We start from the raw sequence: 22081 nt of genomic DNA on the forward strand, positions 1-22081 counted from the left end.
CCTTTCAGTGGGCCGGGGTCGGGTGGAAGCGGCGGCGGTATTCGGACGGGGCCGTGCCGAGGGCTTTGACGAAGGCGCGGCGCATCCCCTCGGGCGTGCCGTAGCCGCTGGCGCGGGATGTCTCCTCGATGCCGTCCGAGGTGTCCTCCAGGAGGCGGCGGGCGTGTTCCAGGCGGACCCGGTCGACGTACCGGCCCGGCGTCATGCCGGTCTCGGTCTGGAAGGCGCGGGCGAAGTGGCGGGGCGAGAGCCGGGCCCGGGCGGCGAGGGTCTCGACGCTCAGGTCGTCGGCGGGATGCTCGGTGATCCACAGCTGGACTTCGCGCAGCGGTTCGCGCCGGGCGGTCTGGGCGGCGAGCTGGGCGCTGAATTGGGCCTGGTTCCCGGGCCTCCGCAGGAAGACGACGAGGTGGCGGGCGATGGTGAGGGCGGCGTCCCGGCCCAGGTCCTCCTCGACCAGGGCGAGCGCGAGGTCGATGCCCGAGGTGACGCCGGCGGACGTCGACACCTGTCCGTCGCGTACGTAGATCGGGTCGGGGTCCACCTCCACGGCCGGGTGGTCGCGGGCGAGCTTGTCGCTGTACGCCCAGTGCGTCGTGACCCGGCGCCCGTCCAGGAGCCCTGCCTCGGCGAGCCGGATGGCTCCGGTGCACACCGAGACCAGACGCTCGGCCCGCGGTCCGTGCTCGCGCAGCCAGTCGGTGAGGCGGGCGTCGGGGCGCCGGGTGCCCTGGCCGCCGGGCACAAGGAGGGTGTGCGGGGCATCGGTCCGCGCGAGGGTTTCGTCCGGTACGACGGTCAGGCCGCTGGAGGTGCGTACGGGAGCGCCGTCCAGCGAGGCCGTACGGATGCGGTAGGTGCCCGGGGTGTGCTGCTCGGCCCCGGCGAAGACCTCCAGGGGGCCGGTGACGTCGAGGCTCTGCACGCCGTCGAAGAGGACGAAGAGAACGGTTCGCTGGGCCATGTCCTCGATTCTTGGGGGCGCCGGCGATGGCCGCAATGACGAGTTCCCCACCTTTCCTGCCATGAGGAGCTCCCCTGTAGAGGGGATACCAAGCGGTCGGTAACCTGCACGCCATGACTACTGCCGTCCTGGAACCGCGCGCCGGCCGCCGCTGTCACAACCCGCTCAACTCCCTGCACGCCGCGCACTACTTCTCTCCGGACCTGGGCAGGGAGCTGGCCGCGATCGGCGTCACGCACCCGAGGGCCGTCAACTTCGCGGTGCGGTCCGCCGCGCTGGGGCCGGTCGGACCGGGGGCGGTGACGGCCGCGTTCTACAACTACAAGCACGAGCTGGTGGCCGAGCACGTGCCCGCGGTGTGGCGGACCGCCACGCCCGAGCAGGTTCTGGCGGCACGCGTGCGTGCCGTCGACGCGACCCTGCGCCGCCTGCTCGGCGACGAGACCGTGGCATCGGAGGAGATGGCGGAGGCCGCGCGGCTCGCCCTCCGCGCCACCGAGGCCTGCTCGCGTGCCGCGCGCCCGCTGTACTCCGCGCACGCCGACCTGCCGGTGCCCCAGGAGCCCCACCTGGCGTTCTGGCACGCCGCGACACTGCTGCGCGAGCACCGGGGCGACGGGCATCTCGCCGCCCTGATGTCCGCGGAGCTCGACGGCCTGGAAGCCCTGGTGACCCACACCGCGACGGGCCGCGGCATGACGCCGTCCTGGGTGTTCACCACGCGCGGATGGACCCGGCAGGAGTGGGACGCGGCCGTCGGACGGCTCCGGGAGCGCGGGGTGCTGGACGCCGACGGTGAGCTGACCGAGCGGGGTACCGCCCTGCGGGACGGGATCGAGGCGGAGACCGACCGCCTGGACCGGGCCCCGTACGAGCACCTCGGGGCCGAGGATGTGCGGCGGCTGACGGAGCTCGCGACCGGGTTCGCGCGTACCGCGGCGGCCGCGGGGGCCTATCCCGCGGACCTGATCGGCAAGCGCTGAACTTCCGGGTCCCGAAGATTGCCGGGCCGTCACGGAGGTACCCGTTCTTCTCCCGGTCGTGGTGGCCGGGAGAGGAAAGGGGATGCACATGTTCCGCGCGATCGCAGACGTCCTGCGCCAGATCGGTGGCGCCATCGCCACCGTGGTGACGCTGCCGTTCCGGGCGCTCGCCCGGCTCTTCGGCGGTGCGTCCAGCTCCACGAGGAGCCGCAGGGCCTGATGACCACGGCCGGATGACCGCGCCCTGATCCCCGACTGTCGGTGCCGCCTGCCACAATTGCCGCGCAACCTCAGTGAGAAGGCGGTACGGGATCGTGACGACACCCGGGTCCAGCGGGTCCACCAACGCAGGGTCGATCGAAAGCAGGATCGCCGAGGAACTCGGCGTACGGGAGCGGCAGGTCAAGGCTGCCGTGGAACTGCTCGACGGCGGTTCCACGGTTCCCTTCATCGCCCGCTACCGCAAGGAAGCGACCGAGATGCTCGACGACGCGCAGCTGCGCACGCTCGAGGAGCGGTTGCGGTATCTGCGGGAGCTGGAGGAGCGGCGGACGGCGATCCTCGACTCGGTGCGCGAGCAGGGCAAGCTCACCGAGGAGCTGGAGGCGCGGATCCGGGGCGCGGAGACCAAGGCGCGCCTCGAGGACATCTATCTGCCGTTCAAGCCGAAGCGCCGCACCAAGGCGCAGATCGCCCGCGAGGCCGGCCTCGAGCCGCTCGCCGAGGGCCTGCTCGGGGACCCGGGTGTCGCACCGCTCGCCGCGGCCGCCGCGTTCGTGGACGCCGACAAGGGCGTGCCCGACGCGCAGGCCGCGCTCGACGGCGCCCGGGCGATCCTGACCGAGCGTTTCTCGGAGGACGCCGACCTGATCGGCGAGCTCCGCGAGCGCATGTGGGTGCGTGGCCGTCTGGCGGCCAAGGTGCGCGAGGGCAAGGAGGAGGCGGGCGCCAAGTTCGCCGACTACTTCGATTTCGCCCAGCCCTTCACCGAGCTGCCCTCGCACCGGATCCTGGCGATGCTGCGCGGCGAGAAGGAGGAGGTCCTCGACCTCGTCCTGGAGCCGGAGGAGGCCACGGAGGGGCCTTCGTCCTACGAGGGCATGGTGGCCCACAGGTTCGGGATCGCCGACCGCGGCCGTCCCGGCGACAAGTGGCTGACGGACACGGTCCGCTGGGCCTGGCGGACCCGCATCCTCGTGCACCTCGGCATCGACCTCAGGCTGCGGCTGCGTACGGCCGCCGAGGACGAGGCGGTCAACGTGTTCGCGGCCAACCTCCGCGACCTGCTGCTCGCCGCCCCGGCCGGCACGCGCGCGACGCTGGGCCTGGACCCCGGATTCCGTACGGGTGTGAAGGTCGCCGTGGTCGACGCGACCGGCAAGGTGGTCGCCACCGACGTCATCCACCCGCACGTCCCGGCCAACCGGTGGGACGAGGCGATCGCCAAGCTGGCCCGGCTGGCCAAGGAGCACGCGGTCGAGCTGATCGCGATCGGCAACGGCACGGCGTCCCGCGAGACCGACAAGCTCGCCGGTGAACTGATCACCAGGCATCCGGAGCTGAAGCTCACCAAGGTGATGGTGTCCGAGGCGGGCGCCTCCGTGTACTCGGCGTCCGCGTTCGCCTCGCAGGAGCTGCCGGACATGGACGTGTCGCTGCGCGGCGCGGTCTCCATCGCGCGCCGGCTCCAGGACCCGCTGGCCGAGCTGGTGAAGATCGACCCGAAGTCGATCGGCGTCGGCCAGTACCAGCACGACCTGTCCGAGGTGAAGCTGTCGCGTTCGCTGGACGCGGTGGTGGAGGACTGTGTGAACGGCGTGGGGGTCGACGTGAACACCGCGTCCGCCCCGCTGCTCGCCCGGGTCTCCGGGATCACCTCCGGGCTCGCCGAGAACATCGTGTCGCACCGGGACGCCAACGGTCCCTTCAAGGCGCGCACCGAGCTGAAGAAGGTGGCCCGGCTGGGTCCCAAGGCGTACGAGCAGTGCGCGGGCTTCCTGCGGATCCGAGGCGGCGACGACCCGCTGGACTCCTCCAGCGTGCACCCCGAGGCGTACCCGGTCGTGCGGCGCATGGTGAAGACCGTTGGGCAGGACGTCGCTTCCCTCGTCGGCAACACGGGTGTGCTGCGGTCATTGAGGCCGCAGGACTTCGTGGACGAGACGTTCGGTCTGCCCACCGTGACCGACATCCTCAAGGAGCTGGAGAAGCCGGGGCGCGACCCTCGGCCCGCCTTCAAGACGGCGACCTTCAAGGAGGGCGTCGAGAAGATCTCCGACCTGTCCTCCGGGATGGTGCTGGAGGGGGTCGTGACGAACGTGGCGGCGTTCGGGGCGTTCATCGACGTCGGTGTCCACCAGGACGGTCTGGCGCATGTCTCCGCGCTGTCGAAGACGTTCGTCAAGGATCCTCGGGATGTGGTCAAGCCCGGTGACATCGTCAAGGTGAAGGTGCTGGAGGTTGATATTCCGCGGAAGCGGATCTCGTTGACGCTGCGGCTGGATGACGAGGCCGCGGCGAAGCCCTCCGGTGGGGAGCGGCGACAGCAGCAGCGGGGTGGGCGGCCGCCTCAGCAGCGGCAGCAACCGCGTCAGCAGGCGCCTGCTCCTGGCAACAGTGCGATGGCTGACGCCTTGCGCAAGGCGGGGCTGCTCGAATCCAAGAAAAAGGGGCGGTAACGGTTGTGGGGAACTGCGGGCCGGTGGGGGCTGGTCGCGCAGTTCCCCGCGCCCCTTCAGGGCGCTTCAGTCACCTTGCCTGATGAGAGCTCCAGGCGGCGGGTCACCCTCACCGCGTCCAGCATTCTGCGGTCGTGGGTGACCAGGAGCAGGGTGCCCTCGTAGGCGTCCAGCGCCGACTCCAGCTGTTCGATGGCCGGCAGGTCCAGGTGGTTCGTCGGCTCGTCCAGGACCAGGAGGTTGACGCCCCTGCCCTGGAGCAACGCCAGGGCCGCCCTCGTGCGTTCGCCGGGCGACAGCGTCGCCGCCGAGCGCAGGACGTGGTCCGACTTCAGGCCGAACTTGGCCAGGAGGGTGCGGACCTCCGCCGGTTCCGTGTCCGGGACCGCCGCGCAGAATGCGTCCAGCAGGGACTCCTCGCCGTGGAAGAGCTCGCGGGCCTGGTCGACCTCGCCGATCAGGACGCCGGAGCCCAGGGAGGACTGGCCGGCGGTCAGCGGCACCCGGCCCAGCAGGGCGCCGAGCAGCGTCGACTTGCCGGCGCCGTTCGCGCCGGTGACCGCCACCCGGTCCGCCCAGTCGATCTGGAGGGACACCGGGCCGAGGACGAAGTCGCCGTGGCGGACCTCGGCGTCCCGTAGCGTCGCGACGACCGCGCCCGAGCGCGGGGCCGACGCGATCTCCATCCGCAGGTCCCATTCCTTGCGGGGCTCGTCGACGACGTCGAGGCGTTCGATCATCCGCTGCGTCTGGCGGGCCTTCGCGGCCTGCTTCTCGCTGGCCTCGCTGCGGAACTTGCGGCCGATCTTGTCGTTGTCGTTGTTCGCCTTGCGGCGGGCGTTCTTCACGCCCTTGTCCATCCACGAGCGCTGCATCTGCGCCCGGTCCTGGAGGGCGGTCCGCTTGTCGGCGTACTCCTCGTAGTCGTCCCGGGCGTGCCGGCGGGCCACCTCACGCTCCTCCAGGTAGGCCTCGTAGCCGCCGCCGTAGAGGGTGATCCGCTGCTGGGCCAGGTCGAGTTCGAGGACCTTGGTGACGGTGCGGGTGAGGAACTCGCGGTCGTGGCTGACCACCACCGTGCCGGCGCGCAGGCCCTTCACGAACCGCTCGAGGCGCTCCAGGCCGTCCAGGTCGAGGTCGTTGGTCGGCTCGTCGAGGAGGAAGACGTCGTAGCGGGAGAGCAGGAGGGAGGCGAGGCCCGCGCGGGCCGCCTGGCCGCCCGACAGGGAGGTCATCGGCAGGTCCAGGTCGACCGCGAGTCCCAGGGAGTCGGCGACCTCCTCGGCGCGTTCGTCGAGGTCGGCGCCACCGAGGTCCAGCCAGCGCTCCAGGCTGGTGGCGTACGCGTCGTCCGCTCCCGGCGCCCCGTCGACCAGGGCCTGGGTGGCCTCGTCCATCACCCGCTGGGCCTCGGCGACTCCGGTACGGCGGGCGAGGAACTCCCGCACGGTCTCGCCCGGGCGCCGCTCCGGCTCCTGCGGGAGGTGCCCCACGGACGCAGTCGGCGGGGAGAGCCTGAGCTCCCCCTCCTCCGGCGTGACCAGGCCCGCGAGCATCCTGAGCAGCGTGGACTTGCCCGCGCCGTTGGCCCCGACCAGGCCGATCACATCTCCGGGCGCGACGACGAGGTCGAGCCCGCTGAACAGGGAACGGTCGCCGTGGCCGGCGGCGAGGTTCTTGGCGACGAGAGTGGCAGTCATCAGACCGTCGATCCTAACGGCGGTGGCCGTTGCCCGGTGCCCCGGTTCTCAGCGGGCCATCGCCTCCACCAGGACACTTCCCGACGTCCGCGCCACCACGAACGATTCTCCCTTCACCGCCTTGGCGTCCAGGGCGATACGGTGCCGGCCCGCTTCCAGGACGCCGTCGAAGACCTCGTGGGCGTGGGTGCGGTACAGCCGGTCGAGGCGGTACGCCGTCAGGCGCACCCGGCACGGTGAGGTGACCTCGACGGCCGCCTCGCCGTCGGCGGCGACCAGCCGGGTCAGCCGGCGCCGTTCGGCGGGGCTGCGGTCCAGGGCGTGCTCGATCTGGGCCACGAGCAGCGGAATGATCGGGGCGAGGCCGTCGACGTAGGTCACGTCGACGCCCGCACGTTCGAAGGAGTGGCGTACGGCGGCACGTTCCTCCTCGGTGACCGCGCGGCCGAAGGCGACCGCGCCGTAGCCGCGCAGTTCGTCGGCGTGGACGGCGCCCACGTCACGGGTGATGTCGGCGCCGATGCCGATGGTGCGCAGGGCGGCGGCCAGCTTGGCGAGGACGGCGACGCGGGCACCGACGAGCAGGACGCGGCGGCGGGCGCCCTCCGGGTCGGTGCCGTGGAGCAGGGAGTCGAGGGCCGCACGGTACTCGGCGCCCTGGAAGCGGAACGGCCCGATGCCGTGGTAGCCGTTGAGCTGGAGGTCCACGGCCTCCTCGGTCTGCCAGGCGAAGTCCCGCCAGATGAAGTCGTCGCCGTCCCGCTCGATGACCGCGGTGACGGCTCCGCAGGCGAGGTCCTCGCACTCGGGGCAGCCGTAGATGACGTGACGACCGCTCGGAAGCGGGGCGTCCGTCTCGCCCAGGAAGCTGCGGACCTGGGCGGTGAAGATCGCGGGTGGGACGTCGGAGGCGAGGGGGGAGACGGCGTCGAGGTCGGAGAGCTGGAAGAGGAGTGGGCGCCCGTCGACGATGAAGTCCACGAAGTCCCGGTGTATCTGGAAGTCACCGTTGGCGAGGACTCCACCGGCACGCATCGCCGGTGCCAGGCCGAAGGTCGCGTATGCGGCAGACATGGTGTGAGTATTCCCGGATTTGGGCCGGTCCGAGCACGGCATGTGTCATTCCGCTCACGCCGGGCGGCGCGGAGGAGGCGGTGGCCTGGCTCGCCTCCTCCCGACGTGCGCCGTACTCAGCTGTGGTCGTGGCCCAGCGGGTCGCCCTCCGTCCCGGTGCCGGGGCCCGGGCCGATCTGGATCCCGAAGTCGCCGTCGTACTTCCTGTGGCCCTCGATCACGGCGAGTTCGACGGCCTCGGAGCCCATCTCGCCGCGCACGATCAACGGGTCCCGGCGCAGGTCGCGCATGAGGGCGACGCACATGCCGATCATCACGAGCACGAAGGGCGCGGCGGCGAGGATCGTGAGGTTCTGCAGGCCGGTGAGCGCGTCGCCCTGACCGCTGCCGACGAGCAGCATGATGGCGGCGACCGCTCCGGTGACCACACCCCAGAACACGACGACGAATCGGCCGGGTTCGAGGGCGCCCCGCTGGGAGAGCGTGCCCATCACGATGGACGCGGCGTCGGCTCCCGAGACGAAGAAGATGCCCACCAGAATCATCACCAGCAGGCTGGTGGCGGTGGCGATGGGGAACTCCTGGAGCACGCCGAAGAGTTGGCCCTCCGGAGTCGACTCGCCGCCGAGCGCGCCGCCCTCCTTCAGCTTCATGGCCGTTCCGCCGAAGACCGCGAACCAGACCAGGCTGACCGTGCTGGGCACGAGGATGACACCGCCGACGAACTGCCGGATGGTGCGGCCGCGGCTGATGCGGGCGATGAACATGCCGACGAAGGGCGTCCAGGAGATCCACCAGGCCCAGTAGAAGACGGTCCAGCTGCCGAGCCAGTCCGCGACGCCCTTGCCGCCACTGGCCTCGGTACGTCCGGCGAGCTGGGGCAGGTCGCCGAGGTAGGAGAAGACCGAGGTGGGGAGCAGGTCGAGCACGATGATCGTGGGGCCGGCGATGAACACGAACACGGCGAGGATCAGGGCGAGCACCATGTTGGTGTTGGACAGCCACTGGATGCCCCGCTCGATGCCGGAGACGGCCGAGAGCACGAAGGCCAGGGTCAGCACGGCGATGATCGTGACGAGCAGACCGGTGCTGACGTCGTCCATCCAGTCCAGCTCCTGGAAGCCGGAGCCGATCTGGAGGGCGCCGAGACCGAGCGAGGCCGCGGAGCCGAAGACGGTGGCGATGATCGCGAGGATGTCGATCACCCGACCCGCGCCGCCGTTGGCGTGCCGCTCCCCGATGAGCGGGGTGAAGACGGCGCTGATGGTCTGGCGCCTGCGCTTGCGGAAGGTGCTGTAGGCGATGCCGAGGCCGACCACCGCGTAGATCGCCCAGGGGTGCAGGGTCCAGTGGAAGAGGGTGGTGGCCATCGCCGTCTCCATGCGTTCACCGGAGTTGGCGGGATTCGTGCCGGGCGGCGGGGTCGTGTAGTGCGAGAGCGGCTCGCTGACGCCGTAGAACATCAGGCCGATGCCCATGCCGGCGCTGAACATCATCGCGACCCAGGACACCGTCTTGAACTCGGGCTCCTCGCCCTCGGCGCCCAGGTGGATACGGCCGTAGCGGCTCATCGCGAGCCACAGGGCGAACACCACGAAACACGAGGCGGCCAGCATGAAGGCCCAGCCGCCGTTGTGGATCAGCCCGTTGAGCATGGAGGTGGAGACGTCCTCCAGGGAGTCCGTCGCCGCCCAGCCCCAGATCACGAAGGCCAGGGTGATGGCGGCGGTGACTCCGAACACCACCCGGTCGGTCTGGTGGCCGAGAGTCCCCGCGGGGTCTTCCCGGCCCCCTCTCTTCTTCAGGTCTTCAGTCATCTGCGGCACCTTCCCCTGGAGCGGTGGATACGCCGGTTTTCACACAGTTCCCCAGGACCTACCACAGGTGCCGCAGATCTCGACCGGTTCAGCAGCCGGTGTCGGGCTCCCCGGCCGTGAGGTGATACGGGGCGCGTTCGTCGAGGAGCAGCGGGACGAGGGCGCGCAGGGGTTGGCGGAGCGGGACGTAGGTGCCCTTCGTCCGCACTCCGTGCAGGGCGAGTTCGTCCTTCCACTCCAGGTACTGGGCGTCGGTGAGCCGGTAGCCGCAGGGCGGGTCCTGGATCACCTCGGCCGGTTCGGGTGGGTCGTTGTCGGCACCGCCGAGGTAGACGGGGCCGGTGGAGGGCTTGTTGCGGGCCTTGGCGGTGGCCTTCTCGACCTGGCCGCGACGATCGTCGGCGAAGCCGAACAGGCCTTTCAGAGCGGACAGTTGGGAGTTCACCCGGCGTCGGTTGTTGCCCGCCTCGTCCGTGCCCCCCAGTGGTTCGACTCTGCTCTCGATCAGCAGGCCGATCGCGTGCTTGACACCCGACATGTTGCGCAGGATGCGCTCCTGGCCGTCACCGGCGACCTGCTTGACCGGGTCGCCGGTGACCGGGTCGGTCCAGATGCCGTACGTGCCGGTCGTGTAGCCGGCGCGCTGGGCGGCGGGGCGTACGTACGCCTGGGACAGGGTCTCGGCCTCGTCGTGGACGGCCTGGTCGGTGTTGAGGTTGCGGGGCCAGAGGTCGAAGAGGTCCTTGTCGTAGTACCGGGGTGTGGCGGAGTACTCGTGCAGGTCGTAGATCACGTCCGGTTGCCGGTCGCGGACGACCTTCGCCATGGCGCGGGCCTCGGCGGTGGCGAGGGCGAGGTGGTCGCGGTTGATGTCGACGCCGTCGCTGTTGCCACGGGTGTCGGCGGCCCGGCCGTCCGGGTTGGCGGTGGGCACGACCAGCACGGTGGTGCGGTCGAGGAAGCGCCGGGTGCCGGCGTCCTTCGCGTACGCCAGGTCACGGACCGTGGTGAGACAGCCCTCGCGCCCGGAGGGCTCGTCGCCGTGCTGGCTGCACACGAGGAGGACCTTGTTCGCGGCGTGGCGGGCGCCGACCTGGACGAGGTGGAGGGGGCGGCCCTGTCTCGTCGTACCGATGCGGCTGAGCGAGACCCGGCTGCTCGCTCGGTCGACCTGGGTGAGGAAGTCCCGCTCCTCGGACTCGGTCGTCCAGCGGGCGCCGTTCGACTGTTCGAAGCCGGTGCGGGGCGGGGCTTCGGTGGCTTCGGCCGGAATCGCGACCAGGGAGGCCACCAGGGCCGCGGTGCTCACGGTGACGGTTCGGATCGTCATCGTCCCTCCGGGACGCGGTGGGCGGTGCGCGGGGCCCGGACTCCGTCAAGGGCTCCTGACGCCTCCGGTACGGCGGTCTCGGCGCCCTTCGTGGCATGGGCGAAGGCGGCGGCGCCGCCGACCAGCGGGACGCGGGCCGTGGTGCGGGACAGGTCGATCGTGAGGATGGGCCTGGTGGACGGCGGGTCGATGAGGTCCTTGTCGGTGCCCGCGACGATCAGGGCGAGGCGATGGCCCGCCGGGACGACGTGGTCCGTGGCGCCGAGGTCCAGGGTGATGGTGTACGCCCTGCCCGGGGTGAGCGGGACGCCCTTTCCGGGGTCGGCGTAGTTGCCCAGGTCGGCCCAGCCGCGGCTGACGACCGTGTAGTCGACGGCGGTCGTCTTCGCCTGCGTCTGCTTGAAGCAGGCGCTGTCCCCGGTCGTGCTCGCACCCCAGCAGGTGCGGTCGGTGAGAGTGGTGATGCCCTCGCCGCCGGCCGCGTAGTCGCGGATGGTGTCGGGGCCGAGGTCCACCAGTACGGCGGAGAGGTGGGCCGTGGTGGTGGTCGGGCTCGCCGTCACGGTGACCTTGGAGGAGCCGGACAGGCGGAGGTCCCTGGTGAGGGTTCCGGTGGTGAAGCCCGCCTTGTCGGGGGTCGACGTGTCGATCCGGGCGGCCCAGTCGGTCTCGCTCAGCGCGGGGTCGTCGGTGAAGGTCTCGGTGCCCTTGGCCTTGGTCAGGCCGAGGGTGCCGACGCCTGGCTGAGCGCCGTGGGCGGGGCGCAGAGTGGCGGCCGAAGTGCCGCTCGGGGGCCAGGTCTTCGAGGTGACCCACTGGTCGGGGTGGCGTTCGATGTCGGCCATGGGTTCGCGGTCGATGCCGTTGTCGTAGCCGAGGAGTTCGTGGTCGAACCAGCGGTGCAGGGTGTCGACCCATTGCGCGCGACGGAAGTCGAAGGGGTCGACGTGGCCGGTCTGGGAGAGCCAGATCTTGCGCTCGACGCCGTTCTTCGCGAGGGCGTCCCACCACGGACCGAGGTGCTGGAGGCGGACGTTGAGGTCCTGCATGCCGTGGATCGCGAAGACACTGGCCTTGACCTTGCGGGCGTCCTTCACATAGTCGCGCTCCGTCCACAGCGGGGTCCAGTCGCCGGTGCGGGGCGCCTGGTCGACGAGTTTCTGCTGGACGGCGGCGCACTTGGCGCGGGCGTCGGGGCTGTCGACGTAGTCGGAGAGCCAGTCGGGGCCGGAGTCGTAGAGCGGGGCGCCCTGGGAGAAGTAGTAGTCGTACCAGGTGGAGATGGCGCTGATCGGGACGATGGTCTTCAGCCCCTCGACCCCGGTGGCGGCCACGCCGTTGGCGATGGTGCCGTCCCAGCTCTTGCCGATCATGCCGGTCCTGCCGTTGGTCCAGGTGGCCTTGGCCTTCGCTGTGCCGGTGCGGCTGGTGTAGGCGGTGGCGCGGCCGTTGAGCCAGTCGACCACCGCCTTGGCGGACTGGACGTCGGAGCGGCCGCCGACGTCCACACAGCCGTCGGAGCGGTTGGTGCCGGCGAGGTCGACACCGACGACGGCGTAGCCGCGGGGCACGAAGTAGTTGTCGTAGAACAGCGGCATCTGCACGACGTTGCCCTGGGCGTCGTACGTCTTCAGCTGGCTCTCGTTGCCGCGTCCGCAGCAGGAGTAATAGGGGCTGGCGTCCATGATGACCGGGACTTTGCGGCCCTGCTGGGCGGGTTCGCGGGGCCGGACGATGTCGACGGCGACGCGGTCGGTCTTTCCGTCACCGTCGCCGTCGAGCCGGGTGTCCACCCAGACGGCCTCGCGGACGGCGTTGCCGTACGAGTAGACCGGTTGGCTCTCTCGCGGGGCCGTCCGCTCCTGCGCCTGTGCGGTCGCGGGCGCGAGGAAGGTCGCCAGCAGGGCGGCGGTGGCCGCGGCGGCTGTCGCGAGCGGTCTCCAGATCATGAAGCGCGTGCGTATCGACATGCGCGGACGGTACAGCGGTCAACTGCCGTGCAAAAGAGGGCCCCTTGAGACCATGACGGCCGAATGGCGATCGTGTGACACGGGTGGCCATGGACACATCCAGCTCACAGGTGATGAATAGGCTGCGAACAGTCTTGGTCCCCCACGACTTGGAGCTTTCGTGCACCGCAGACTCATCGCACCGGGCGCACTCGCGACGGCCTCCCTGATGCTGGCGATCCCGGCCTCGGCAGCGGGCTTCTCCCCCGGCGCACCGGGTATCGGCGACCCCTACTACCCGGCCTACGGCAACGGCGGATACGACGTCTCCCACTACGACCTGCGGCTGAAGTACCAGCCGCAGACGGACGAGTTGGAGGGTACGGCGACTCTTCTCGCGCGCACCACGCAGGATCTGTCCCGCTTCGATCTGGACTTTCTGCTCGACGTGAGCGAGGTGCGGATCAACGGCTCCAAGGCGTCGTTCACGACCTCCGGCGAGCACGAGCTGGAGATCACGCCCAAGTCGCCCCTGGCCAAGGGCACTTCCGTGACCGTAGTGGTCCGTTACCGCGGGGTGCCGTCGTCGAAGCAGGCGTACGGCTTCACCAGCTGGCACCGCACTCCCGACGGCGGGGTCGGGGCGAACGAGCCCGAGGCGGCCTGGTGGTGGTTCCCGAGCAACGACCACCCGCTCGACAAGGCCACCTACGACGTGTCGGTCCAGGTGCCGGACGGCAGCCAGGCCATCTCCAACGGGACACTCCAGTCGACGAGTTCACGCCTCGGCTGGACCCGCTGGAACTGGCGCTCCGACAAGCCGCAGGCCACGTATCTCGCGACTCTGGCCGTCGGGAAGTTCGACATCACGACCGGGACGACCGACGGCGGGATTCCGGTCGTCAACGCCTACAGCAAGGACCTCGGGGCCAACTACGGCGCGGCCCGGGCCAGTGTCGAGCGGACCGGGGAGATCGCCGACTGGCTGAGCGAATACTTCGGGCCGTATCCCTTCGACGCGCTCGGCGGCTATGTGCCGAACACCACCACCGGGTACGCGCTGGAGACGCAGACCCGGCCGTTCTACAGCCCGCGGCAGTTCGCGAACGGGTCCAACACCTCCGTCGTCGTGCACGAGCTGGCCCACCAGTGGTACGGCGACCTCGTGTCCGTGCGCGGCTGGAAGGACATCTGGGTCAACGAGGGCTTCGCGCGGTACGCGCAGTGGCTGTGGTCCGAGCACGAGGGCGAGGGAACGGCGCAGGAACTCGCCGACTACGTGTACGCCTCGCATCCGGCCGACGACGCGTTCTGGACGGTGAAGCCGGGTGATCCCGGGCCGGAGAACCAGTTCGACATCGCCGTCTACGACCGGGGTGCGCTGGCCCTGCAGGCGCTGCGGAACGAGATCGGCGACGAGGCCTTCTTCGCCGTACTGAAGGGCTGGCCGCAGAAGTTCGCGTACGGCAACGCGTCCGTCGACGACTTCCAGCGGTACGCCGAGGAGGTGTCCGGGCGGCCGCTGGCGGCACTGTTCGACACGTGGCTGTTCCAGCCGTCGAAGCCGGGGGCGCCGGCGGCGCGGGGCGCGTCGATCGCCAAGGCCGGGGAGGCCGCGGGCGCCTCCGTACAGCCGAAGTCGTGGAAGAAGATCGCGGCGACGAACGACGTGCACGCCGACTAGGGGTTTTGAGGGCGGCCTATCCCTCGACGCCCGTCGAGGTGTGGGCCGCCCCGACCGGCTTGGACTCCGGCGAGCCGCGTTGTCTGAGGTAGACGGACAGGATGGCCATGGAGGCCACCGCGAGGAGCTCGGACTGCCAGTTCTGCAGGGTGCGGCTCCAGAAGTCCGCGGACCCTATGTAGCTGCCCCAGCTCATGGGGGCCTGGAGTTGGCGGAGCTGTTCCTCGTTGTAGGCGGCGACGCCGCTGACCGACTGGGCCAGCCAGGACAGGACGAAGATGGTGCCCATGACCAGTCCGAGGGAGCGGGAGTAGAGCGCCTGGCGCAGTCCGCCGGCACCGGCCCATCCGGGGGAGTTCCGGTGGGCGAACTGTCCGACGTGCTGATCCTGGTCCGACTCCTTTCCCGCTTTGTGCATCTCCTTCGACTCGGGTGAGCCCCTTTGAAGAAGCCAGACGGTCGCGGTGATGTAGAGGAAGAACTGGAGATACTCCGACTGCCAGTTCTCCGTCACGTCGACGGCGAAGTCGGAGGACATGAGGTATTCACCGAAGCCGACCTGGGCGAGTCCTTCTGTGGTGAGCTGGTTGTTGAACTCCGCGTAGCCCGCGATCGCCTGTCCGGCGAGGGCCAGCAGGAATCCGATGCCGAAGGCCAGGCCGAGGCCGTTGTCGCGCAGGAAGCCGCGGGTGCGTGTGGTCATCGGTGCATCAGCCCCATGGCGGTGAAGTAGACGAGGCCGCTGAGGACGACGACCAGACAGAGCGTGAACATGGTCCGCATACGCCGTCAGCCTCCCTGGAGCGTGCACTGGTACGGCCGGCCCGGGCGGGGTGTGCAGCCTGCGGCGACGACTTTCCAGCCGTCGGGGAAGAGGGAGAGGAAGAGGGTGTCCGCGTCCAGGACGACGCGGGCCTGTCTGCCGTAGACATCCACCCGGTGGGTCGTGCCTCCGGGGGGTATCTCCTGGGAGGCGATCGCCTTCTCGCAGTTCCCTTTCTCGGACTCCTCCAGTTCGCTGCGGGTTTCCGGTGCGAGAGCCGTGCAGAGGCCGCTCGGGTCGTCGGCGCGCAGGAACCGCTCGAAACCGGCGGCCGCGCTCTCGGCGTCCGAACGGCGTTCTCCGACGCTTCCGCAGCCCGCGAGGGCCGGTCCGAACAGGACCAGGAGTATCAGCGTGCCGATCCGGAGCGCTCTTCTCACGCGGTCCGGGTACCCGATTCCTCCTGATTCAAGAAACCGGCCACGCGGGCGAGGAGTGCGTCCCTGGTGATCGCGTCCGTCTCCGTCGACAGCACGGTGCCGCCCGGGCAGGGGGCGGCTGCGGGCCAGTTGTGGCTGGGCGCGCAGTTCCCCGCGCCCCTTCGGGGCACGACACGGTGCGTCGCCCACAAGGGGGACGCGTCAGTCCGTGAGGTCGGTCAGTTCGTGGTCTGTCGTGCGTTCGACCCTGTGGCGGATGCCGAACCAGCCGCCCACCAGGAGTGCCGCGATCACCGGGATCAGCAGGAGCGTCCTGCGGCCCACCTCGGGGTCGTTCCACATCATGCCCAGGCAGGCCAGGAGGAAGGCGATCGTGGTGATCTCCGTGGCGGGGCTGAAGGGCAGGCGGAAGGAGGGGCGGAGGACCAGGCCCGACCGGGCGCGGCGGACGAAGACCAGGTGGCAGATCATGATGATCACCCAGGTGCTGATGACGCCGAGGGAGGCGACGTTCAGCACGATCTCGAAGGCCTGGCTCGGCATGAGGTAGTTCAGGCCGACGCCGAGGACGCAGACCGCGCAGGTGAGCAGGATGCCGCCGTAGGGGACTTGGCTGCGGTTCATGCGGGCCGTGAACTTCGGGGCCGAGCCCGCCGTCGCCATGGAGCGCAGGATGCGGCCGGTGGAGTACAGGCCCGAGTTCAGCGAGGACATCGCCGCGGTCAGGACCACCAGGTTCATCACGTCACCGGCCGCCGGGAGTCCGATCTTCGACAGGACCGTGACGAAGGGGCTCTCGTCGGCCGAGTAGACCGAACCCGGCAGGAGCAGGGCCAGGAGGACGACCGAGCCGACGTAGAACAGGCCTACCCGCCACATGATCGAGTTCACCGCGCGCGGGACGACCTTCTCCGGTTCCGCCGTCTCCCCCGCCGCGACCCCGACCAGCTCGAGTGCGGCGTACGCGAAGATCACGCCCTGCATGACGAGGACGACCGGCATCGCGCCGTGCGGGAGGACGCCGCCGTTGTCGGTGATCACACTCGGGCCAGGTGTCCCGCCGTCCACCTCGTGCCGGGTGGCCAGCAGGAAGATGCCGATCAGCATGAAGCCGACGAGCGTGGCGACCTTGATGATCGCGAACCAGAACTCCATCTCGCCGAAGATCTTCACCGAGATCAGGTTCACGGCGAGGACCACGGCCAGCGCGATCAGGGCCAGCGTCCACTGGGGGATGTCGGTGAACAGGCTCCAGTAGTGCGTGTAGAGCGCGATCGCCGTGATGTCGGCGATGCCGGTCGTCGACCAGTTCAGGAAGTACATCCAGCCCGCGACGTAGGCCCCCTTCTCGCCGAGGAACTCCCGCGCGTACGACACGAAGGAGCCCGAGGAGGGCCGGTAGAGGACCAGCTCGCCCAGGGCGCGGACGACGAAGAAGGCGAAGACGCCGCAGACCAGGTAGGCCAGCGCCAGCGCCGGGCCCGCGGTGTGGAGGCGTCCTCCGGCGCCCAGGAAGAGGCCGGTGCCGATCGCGCCGCCGATGGCGATCATGTTGACGTGTCGGGCCTTGAGGTCCTTGCTGTAGCCGGCGTCGCCCGCGTCGGCGGGCACCCGGGCCACGTCGGTGCGGGCGGCGGCCTGTGCCGAGTGCAGGGCGTCCTTGCTCACAGGTGGTTCCACTCTCTGGTGCGCCCCGGCGGGTCACGCTCGGGTCTCCGGACATGCGTCGGCCCGTGCCCCTTAGGTCAAGGGCACAGGCCGAGGGCTCGCCTTCCCGGGAAGGCGCCCCACACACGGTGGCGGACGTCACAGAGGCAGACGTCTCGAAGGTTGCGGGGGCAGGTGTCACAGCAAGAGGTGTCACAGCAATGGTGAGACAGCGATACTGCTCCACATGACGACCGACACCTCAACCGACGCCGAGGAGCCGACCGGGGAGCCGACCTTTACCGTCGACGAGCTGGCCGCGCGGGCGGGGCTCACGGTCCGCACGGTCCGTTTCTACGGCACGCGAGGGCTGCTGCCGCCGCCGGTGATCGGTCCGCGCCGGGTCGGTCACTACGGCCGCGAGCACCTCGCCCGCCTCGCGCTGATCGAGGAGCTCCAGCACCAGGGCATGACCCTGGCGGCGATCGAACGCTACCTGCAGCAGCTGCCGTCCGATCTGAGCCCCCATGATCTGGCGATCCACCGGGCCGTGGTGGCCTCCTGGGCCCCGGACGTCGTGGAGCCGGTGACGCGCGAGGAGCTCCAGCGGCGGGCGGGACGGGCGCTGAGCGACGACGACCTGGAACGGCTCGCCGCGATGGACGTCGTACGGCCGGACGGCGACGGCTACCGCGTCGACCTCGGCCTGCTCCGGCTCGGTGTCGGACTGCTCGACGTCCCGCTGTCGCTGGAGGCGATCCTGGCCTCGCGCAAGGTGCTCATCGAGCACTCCCGGGCCGCCGCCCACGAGTTGTCGCAGCTGTTCCGGGGCGAGGTGGCCCAACGCGCCGCGCAGGACGTGAAGTCGCTGTCCGCGCACATGGAACCCCTGGTCGTGCAGGCCCTGTTGACGACCTTTCAGCGGTCCCTCAAGGAGGAGCTGCGGGAGTGGACGTCGGAGGTGGGCGGAACCTCCTGAAACATCGCGGTCGCACGGACTTCGGCTACGGCCGCAGTGGTACGTCGACGAGCAGCGGCCCGGTGAGGTCGCCCGCTCCGGCCACCAGCTCTTTCACGTGGTCGGCGCTGTCGGCCCGGACCGCGTCGACGCCGAAGAAGCGGGCGGCCTGGGTGAAGTCCAGGGGGCCCAGTTCGGTGCCGGGGCAGGTGCCTTCGACTCCCATCGCCTTGTAGGTGTCCTGGAGCGTGCGGTAGACGCCGTTGTTCATGACGACGAACAGGACGGGCGTGTTCTGGCGGGCCGCGCTCCACAGGCCCTGGAGGCCGAAGAGGGTGCCGCCGTCGCCCAGGACGGCGACGACGGGACGGTTCGGTTCGGCGAGGGAGCGGCCCACGGCGGCGCCGATGCCCCAGCCGAGGCCGCCACCGACGGTGTGGGTGTAGCTGCCGGGGCTTTCCAGACGTACGTGCCTGCGGAGCAGGAGGCCGACGGTGATGGCCTCCTCGACGACCACGGCGTCCGCCGGCAGACCGCTCGCCACGGCGTGGGCCGCGGCCCAGGGAGCCAGCGGGGCCGGGGAGTAGGCGGCGCGGGCCGCGGACTCGGCGCGGTCGCGTTCGGTGGCGTGGTGCTCGCCGGCGCGGAGGATGCGGGCCTTCGCGGTGTGTTCGGGTACCCGGTCGCGGAGCAGGTCCGCCAGGCGGTGCAGGGAGGGGGCGAGGGCGCCGACGAGGCCTGTGTCGGCGGGGAAGTTGCGGCCGATCTCGTCCGGGTCGGAGTCGAGTTGGAGGACGGTGACGCCGGGGGGCAGGGCGGGGCCCGGCGTGTAGTGGTGGGGGGTGAAGGCGTGGGCGCCGGCGATCAGGACGGTGTCGTAGGGGGCGAGGGCCGCGCGGACCGCGTCGTGGCGGGGCGGGAGCATGCCCGCGTACAGGGGGTGGGTGGTGGGGAAGTCGAGGGCGTCCGCCATGGGCTGGTGATGGACCACGGCTCCGCAGGCCTCCGCCGTGCGGACGAGTGCGCCGAGGGCGTCCTCGCGGGCCACCGCGTCGCCGGCGACGATCGCCGGGCGGGCGGCCGATCCCAGGAGCACCGCGGCTCGTTCGATGCCGGGGGCCGGGCCGAGCGGGGGTGTGGGGGTGCGAGGCGGGATCTCCAGTTCCACGTCCTCCTGGAGGAGGTCCATGGGGACGGAGAGGAACACCGGTCCCGCGGGCGGCCGTTGGGCGAGGGCGAAGGCCCGGCGCAGGGCCAGGGGGAGGTCCCGGGCGTGCTGGATGTCGTACGTCGCCTTCACGGCGGGGGTCGCGAGGCCGATCAGGTCGCCGGAGAGCATGGGGTCCTGCTGGAGGTGGCGGCGGTCCTGTTGGCCCGCTGTGACGACTAGGGGGGTGCGGGAGCGGCGGGCGTTGAGCAGGCCGATGAGACCGTTGGCGAGGCCGGCCGCGATGTGGAGGCTCACGAAGGCGGGGCGGCCGGTGGCTCTGGCATAGCCGTCCGCCATCGCCACGACCGAGCCCTCGTGGACGCCGAGGACGTACTCGGGGGCGTCCTCTGTCTGTGCGAGTGCGGCCAGGAAGGGGAGTTCGGTGGTGCCCGGGTTGCCGAAGACGCGGTCCACGCCCTCGTCGCGGAGGATGTCCAGGACGGCGAGGGCGGGGCGGTGACCCATGGGGGCTCCTCGTGGCGGGAGTTGAGGTGCGACCGGCTCGCAAGCCAGCGTCGGGGAGCCCGGGGGTGCGCGGCAAGGGGGCGGATCGGCCAGCCGTACGGCTCCCGTCGGCCCGAAGGACCTGAGTTGCCTGCTCCCTGACGCCGGGCGAGCCGCGCTCGCCCGCCCGGCGTTCATGGCATCCGCGTCACTGGTCCCCGAAGCGCTCCCCGTTCGCCGCCTTCTCCACCAGCAACGCCGGCGGCGTGAACCGCTCTCCGTACCGCTCCGCCAGTTCGCGTGCGCGGGCCACGAAGCCCGGGAGGCCGCCCTCGTAGCCGTTGATGTACTGCAGGACTCCGCCCGTCCAGCCGGGGAAGCCGATGCCGAAGATGGAGCCGATGTTGGCGTCGGCGACCGAGGTCAGCACTCCCTCCTCCAGGAGTTTGACCGTGTCCAGGGCCTCGGAGAAGAGCATGCGTTCCTGCATGTCCTTGAAAGGCACCGTCTCGGAGGGGGTCTGCGAACCCGCGCGCGTGAAGTGTTCGCGCAGGCCCGGCCACAGGGACGTGCGCCTGCCGTCGTCGCCGTAGTCGTAGAAGCCGCCGCCCCCGCTGCGGCCGGTGCGGCCGAACTCGTCGACCATACGGTCGATGACCGCGTCGGCGGGGTGGGGTGTCCAGGTGCCGCCCGACTCCTCCACCGCCTGCTTCGTCTCCTTGCGGATCTTGCGCGGGAGCGTGAGCGTCAGCTCGTCCATCAGCGACAGGACCTTCGCCGGGTAGCCCGCCTGCGCGGCCGCCTGCTCGATCGACGCGGGCTCGATGCCCTCGCCGACCATGGCCACCCCCTCGTTGAGGAAGTGGCCGATGACGCGGGAGGTGAAGAAGCCGCGGGAGTCGTTCACGACGATCGGCGTCTTCTTGATCTGCCGGACCAGGTCGAAGGCACGAGCCAGCGCCTCCTCGCCCGTCCTCTCCCCCTTGATGATCTCGACCAGCGGCATCTTGTCGACCGGGGAGAAGAAGTGCAGGCCGATGAAGTCCGTCTGGCGCTCCACCCCCTCGGCCAGCGCGGTGATCGGCAGGGTCGAGGTGTTGGAGCAGAGCAGCGCGTCCGGCTCGACGATGTGCTGGATCTCCTGGAAGACCTTGTGCTTCAGCGCCGAGTCCTCGAAGACGGCCTCGATGACCGCGTCGCAGCCGGCCAGGTCCTGGGGGTCCGCCGTCGGTGTGATGCGGGCCAGGAGCGCGTCCGCCTTCTCCTGAGTCGTCCGGCCGCGGGAGACCGCCTTCGCGCAGAGCTTCTCCGAGTAGGCCTTGCCCTTGGCCGCCGCCTGCGGGGACACGTCCTTCAGGACCACGTCGATGCCCGCGCGGGCGCACGAGTACGCGATGCCCGCGCCCATCATCCCGGCGCCGAGCACGGCCACCTTGCGGACCTGGCGGGGAGCCACGCCCTTGGGGCGGTTCGCGCCGGAGTTCACCGCCTGGAGGTCGAAGAAGAACGCCTGGATCATGTTCTTCGAGGTCTGGCCTGCGGCCAGCTCGACGAAGTAGCGCGCCTCGATGACCTGTGCCGTCTCGAAGTCGACCTGGGCGCCTTCCACCGCTGCCGCGAGGATGTTGCGCGGGGCCGGGTAGGGCGCGCCGTTGGTCTGCTTGCGGAGGGTCGCCGGGAAGGCGGGGAGGTTCGCCGCGAACTTCGGATTGGCGGGTGTGCCGCCGGGGATGCGGTAGCCCGGCTTGTCCCAGGGCTGCTGGGACTCGGGGTTGGCGTCGATGAAGGCGCGGGCCTTGGCCAGGAGCTCATCCTGGGTGGTGGCCACGTCGTCGACCAGGCCGTTCTGCAGGGCGCGCTGCGGGGCGTACTGGGTGCCCTGGAGCAGGACCTTCAGGAGGGCGTCGGCGATGCCCAGGAGACGGACCGTACGGACGACTCCGCCGCCTCCGGGGAGCAGGCCGAGGGTGACCTCGGGGCAGCCGATCTTGGAGCCGGGTGCGTCGAGGGCGATGCGGTGGTGGCAGGCGAGGGCGATCTCGTAACCGCCGCCCAGCGCCGCCCCGTTGATCGCGGCGACGACCGGCTTGCCCAGGGTCTCGATGCGGCGCAGGTCGCGCTTGATCGCGAGGCCGCCGTCGAAGAGTTCCTGCGCGGTCTCGGGGGTGACCCGGATCAGGTCGCGCAGGTCGCCGCCGGCGAAGAAGGTCTTCTTGGCGGAGGTGATGATGACACCGCGGATGGTGTCCTTCTCTGCCTCCAGGCGGTCGGTGATCACCGCGAGGGAGTCGCGGAACGCCTGGTTCATCGTGTTCGCGGACTGGTCGGGGTCGTCGAGTACGAGGGTGACGACGCCGGTGCGGTCCTGTTCCCAGCGGATGGTCGTGGACTGAGTGCTCATGGGGAAGTGCTCCGTGTGATCCGTCGTGTCCGTGGGAGG

Annotated in this window: 16 protein-coding genes; 5 read left to right on the forward strand and 11 right to left on the reverse strand. The window is 70.5% G+C overall.

The window, feature by feature from the left end:
• Positions 1-4: 4 nt before the first annotated feature.
• The gene (locus ACIBJB_RS15370) at positions 5-964 is read right to left on the reverse strand and encodes a GlxA family transcriptional regulator (protein WP_398930552.1); all 960 of its coding nucleotides are present in this window, start codon (positions 962-964) and stop codon (positions 5-7) included.
• Positions 965-1077: 113 nt separating this feature from the next.
• Here ACIBJB_RS15370 and ACIBJB_RS15375 point away from each other — a divergent pair, with 113 nt between their 5' ends.
• The 3 genes from ACIBJB_RS15375 (at position 1078) to ACIBJB_RS15385 (ending at position 4625) form a co-directional block, all read left to right on the forward strand.
• The gene (locus ACIBJB_RS15375; protein ID WP_398930554.1) at positions 1078-1947 is read left to right on the forward strand and encodes a hypothetical protein; all 870 of its coding nucleotides are present in this window, start codon (positions 1078-1080) and stop codon (positions 1945-1947) included.
• Positions 1948-2035: 88 nt separating this feature from the next.
• On the forward strand, positions 2036-2167 hold the full coding sequence (locus tag ACIBJB_RS15380) for an LPFR motif small protein (RefSeq protein ID WP_252100478.1): 132 nt from the start codon (positions 2036-2038) through the stop codon (positions 2165-2167).
• Positions 2168-2261: 94 nt separating this feature from the next.
• Positions 2262-4625, forward strand: a complete 2364-nt coding sequence (locus ACIBJB_RS15385; protein ID WP_398930556.1) for a Tex family protein — start codon at positions 2262-2264, stop codon at positions 4623-4625.
• Positions 4626-4681: 56 nt separating this feature from the next.
• Here ACIBJB_RS15385 and ACIBJB_RS15390 read toward each other — a convergent pair whose 3' ends face one another.
• From ACIBJB_RS15390 to ACIBJB_RS15410, 5 genes are all read right to left on the reverse strand, one after another.
• Entirely contained in the window at positions 4682-6325 is a 1644-nt protein-coding gene (locus ACIBJB_RS15390) for an ABC-F family ATP-binding cassette domain-containing protein (RefSeq protein ID WP_398930558.1), read from the reverse strand.
• Positions 6326-6373: 48 nt separating this feature from the next.
• On the reverse strand, positions 6374-7399 hold the full coding sequence (locus ACIBJB_RS15395; RefSeq protein WP_398930560.1) for an oxidoreductase: 1026 nt from the start codon (positions 7397-7399) through the stop codon (positions 6374-6376).
• A 116-nt stretch (positions 7400-7515) separates the two neighbouring features.
• Complete coding sequence (locus ACIBJB_RS15400; RefSeq protein ID WP_398930562.1) at positions 7516-9216, reverse strand: BCCT family transporter; 1701 nt, start codon at positions 9214-9216, stop codon at positions 7516-7518.
• Positions 9217-9304: 88 nt separating this feature from the next.
• Positions 9305-10546, reverse strand: coding sequence for a M14 family metallocarboxypeptidase (locus ACIBJB_RS15405; RefSeq protein ID WP_398930564.1), 1242 nt, complete (start codon positions 10544-10546; stop codon positions 9305-9307).
• Positions 10543-12516 (reverse strand): Xaa-Pro dipeptidyl-peptidase, encoded by a 1974-nt coding sequence (locus ACIBJB_RS15410; protein WP_398930566.1) that lies wholly within the window; start codon positions 12514-12516, stop codon positions 10543-10545. The genes ACIBJB_RS15405 and ACIBJB_RS15410 overlap by 4 nt, the downstream gene beginning before the upstream one ends.
• 160 nt (positions 12517-12676) lie before the next feature.
• Here ACIBJB_RS15410 and ACIBJB_RS15415 point away from each other — a divergent pair, with 160 nt between their 5' ends.
• Positions 12677-14179, forward strand: coding sequence for a M1 family metallopeptidase (locus ACIBJB_RS15415; protein ID WP_398930568.1), 1503 nt, complete (start codon positions 12677-12679; stop codon positions 14177-14179).
• A 16-nt stretch (positions 14180-14195) separates the two neighbouring features.
• On the opposite strand, the gene ACIBJB_RS15420 is transcribed toward ACIBJB_RS15415, so the two are convergent.
• The 3 genes from ACIBJB_RS15420 to ACIBJB_RS15430 form a co-directional block, all read right to left on the reverse strand.
• Positions 14196-14882, reverse strand: a complete 687-nt coding sequence (locus ACIBJB_RS15420) for a DUF6766 family protein (RefSeq protein WP_398930570.1) — start codon at positions 14880-14882, stop codon at positions 14196-14198.
• A gap of 86 nt (positions 14883-14968) precedes the next feature.
• Positions 14969-15382, reverse strand: coding sequence for a hypothetical protein (locus tag ACIBJB_RS15425; RefSeq protein WP_398930572.1), 414 nt, complete (start codon positions 15380-15382; stop codon positions 14969-14971).
• 201 nt (positions 15383-15583) lie between these two features.
• On the reverse strand, positions 15584-17050 hold the full coding sequence (locus tag ACIBJB_RS15430) for an amino acid permease (RefSeq protein WP_398930574.1): 1467 nt from the start codon (positions 17048-17050) through the stop codon (positions 15584-15586).
• A 226-nt stretch (positions 17051-17276) separates the two neighbouring features.
• Between ACIBJB_RS15430 and ACIBJB_RS15435 the strand changes: the two genes are divergently transcribed.
• Positions 17277-18008 (forward strand): MerR family transcriptional regulator, encoded by a 732-nt coding sequence (locus ACIBJB_RS15435; RefSeq protein ID WP_398930576.1) that lies wholly within the window; start codon positions 17277-17279, stop codon positions 18006-18008.
• Between the two features lie 25 nt (positions 18009-18033).
• On the opposite strand, the gene ACIBJB_RS15440 is transcribed toward ACIBJB_RS15435, so the two are convergent.
• Entirely contained in the window at positions 18034-19662 is a 1629-nt protein-coding gene (locus ACIBJB_RS15440; RefSeq protein ID WP_398930579.1) for a thiamine pyrophosphate-binding protein, read from the reverse strand.
• Between the two features lie 187 nt (positions 19663-19849).
• Positions 19850-22042 (reverse strand): 3-hydroxyacyl-CoA dehydrogenase NAD-binding domain-containing protein, encoded by a 2193-nt coding sequence (locus ACIBJB_RS15445; protein ID WP_398930581.1) that lies wholly within the window; start codon positions 22040-22042, stop codon positions 19850-19852.
• Positions 22043-22081: the final 39 nt, after the last annotated feature.

Origin of the sequence: Streptomyces sp. NPDC050759 (assembly GCF_044456945.1) — a bacterium.
Taxonomy (GTDB): domain Bacteria; phylum Actinomycetota; class Actinomycetes; order Streptomycetales; family Streptomycetaceae; genus Streptomyces.

Bases quoted from the DNA above. Each gene is read 5' to 3' on its own strand.
- ACIBJB_RS15440 (WP_398930579.1), bottom strand. From the start codon at position 19,662: ATGGGTCACCGCCCCGCCCTCGCCGTCCTGGACATCCTCCGCGACGAG.
- ACIBJB_RS15400 (WP_398930562.1), bottom strand. From the start codon at position 9,216: ATGACTGAAGACCTGAAGAAGAGAGGGGGCCGGGAAGACCCCGCGGGG.
- ACIBJB_RS15390 (WP_398930558.1), bottom strand. From the start codon at position 6,325: ATGACTGCCACTCTCGTCGCCAAGAACCTCGCCGCCGGCCACGGCGAC.
- ACIBJB_RS15405 (WP_398930564.1), bottom strand. From the start codon at position 10,546: ATGACGATCCGAACCGTCACCGTGAGCACCGCGGCCCTGGTGGCCTCC.
- ACIBJB_RS15375 (WP_398930554.1), top strand. From the start codon at position 1,078: ATGACTACTGCCGTCCTGGAACCGCGCGCCGGCCGCCGCTGTCACAAC.
- ACIBJB_RS15395 (WP_398930560.1), bottom strand. From the start codon at position 7,399: ATGTCTGCCGCATACGCGACCTTCGGCCTGGCACCGGCGATGCGTGCC.
- ACIBJB_RS15435 (WP_398930576.1), top strand. From the start codon at position 17,277: ATGACGACCGACACCTCAACCGACGCCGAGGAGCCGACCGGGGAGCCG.
- ACIBJB_RS15380 (WP_252100478.1), top strand. From the start codon at position 2,036: ATGTTCCGCGCGATCGCAGACGTCCTGCGCCAGATCGGTGGCGCCATC.
- ACIBJB_RS15410 (WP_398930566.1), bottom strand. From the start codon at position 12,516: ATGTCGATACGCACGCGCTTCATGATCTGGAGACCGCTCGCGACAGCC.
- ACIBJB_RS15420 (WP_398930570.1), bottom strand. From the start codon at position 14,882: ATGACCACACGCACCCGCGGCTTCCTGCGCGACAACGGCCTCGGCCTG.
- ACIBJB_RS15445 (WP_398930581.1), bottom strand. From the start codon at position 22,042: ATGAGCACTCAGTCCACGACCATCCGCTGGGAACAGGACCGCACCGGC.
- ACIBJB_RS15370 (WP_398930552.1), bottom strand. From the start codon at position 964: ATGGCCCAGCGAACCGTTCTCTTCGTCCTCTTCGACGGCGTGCAGAGC.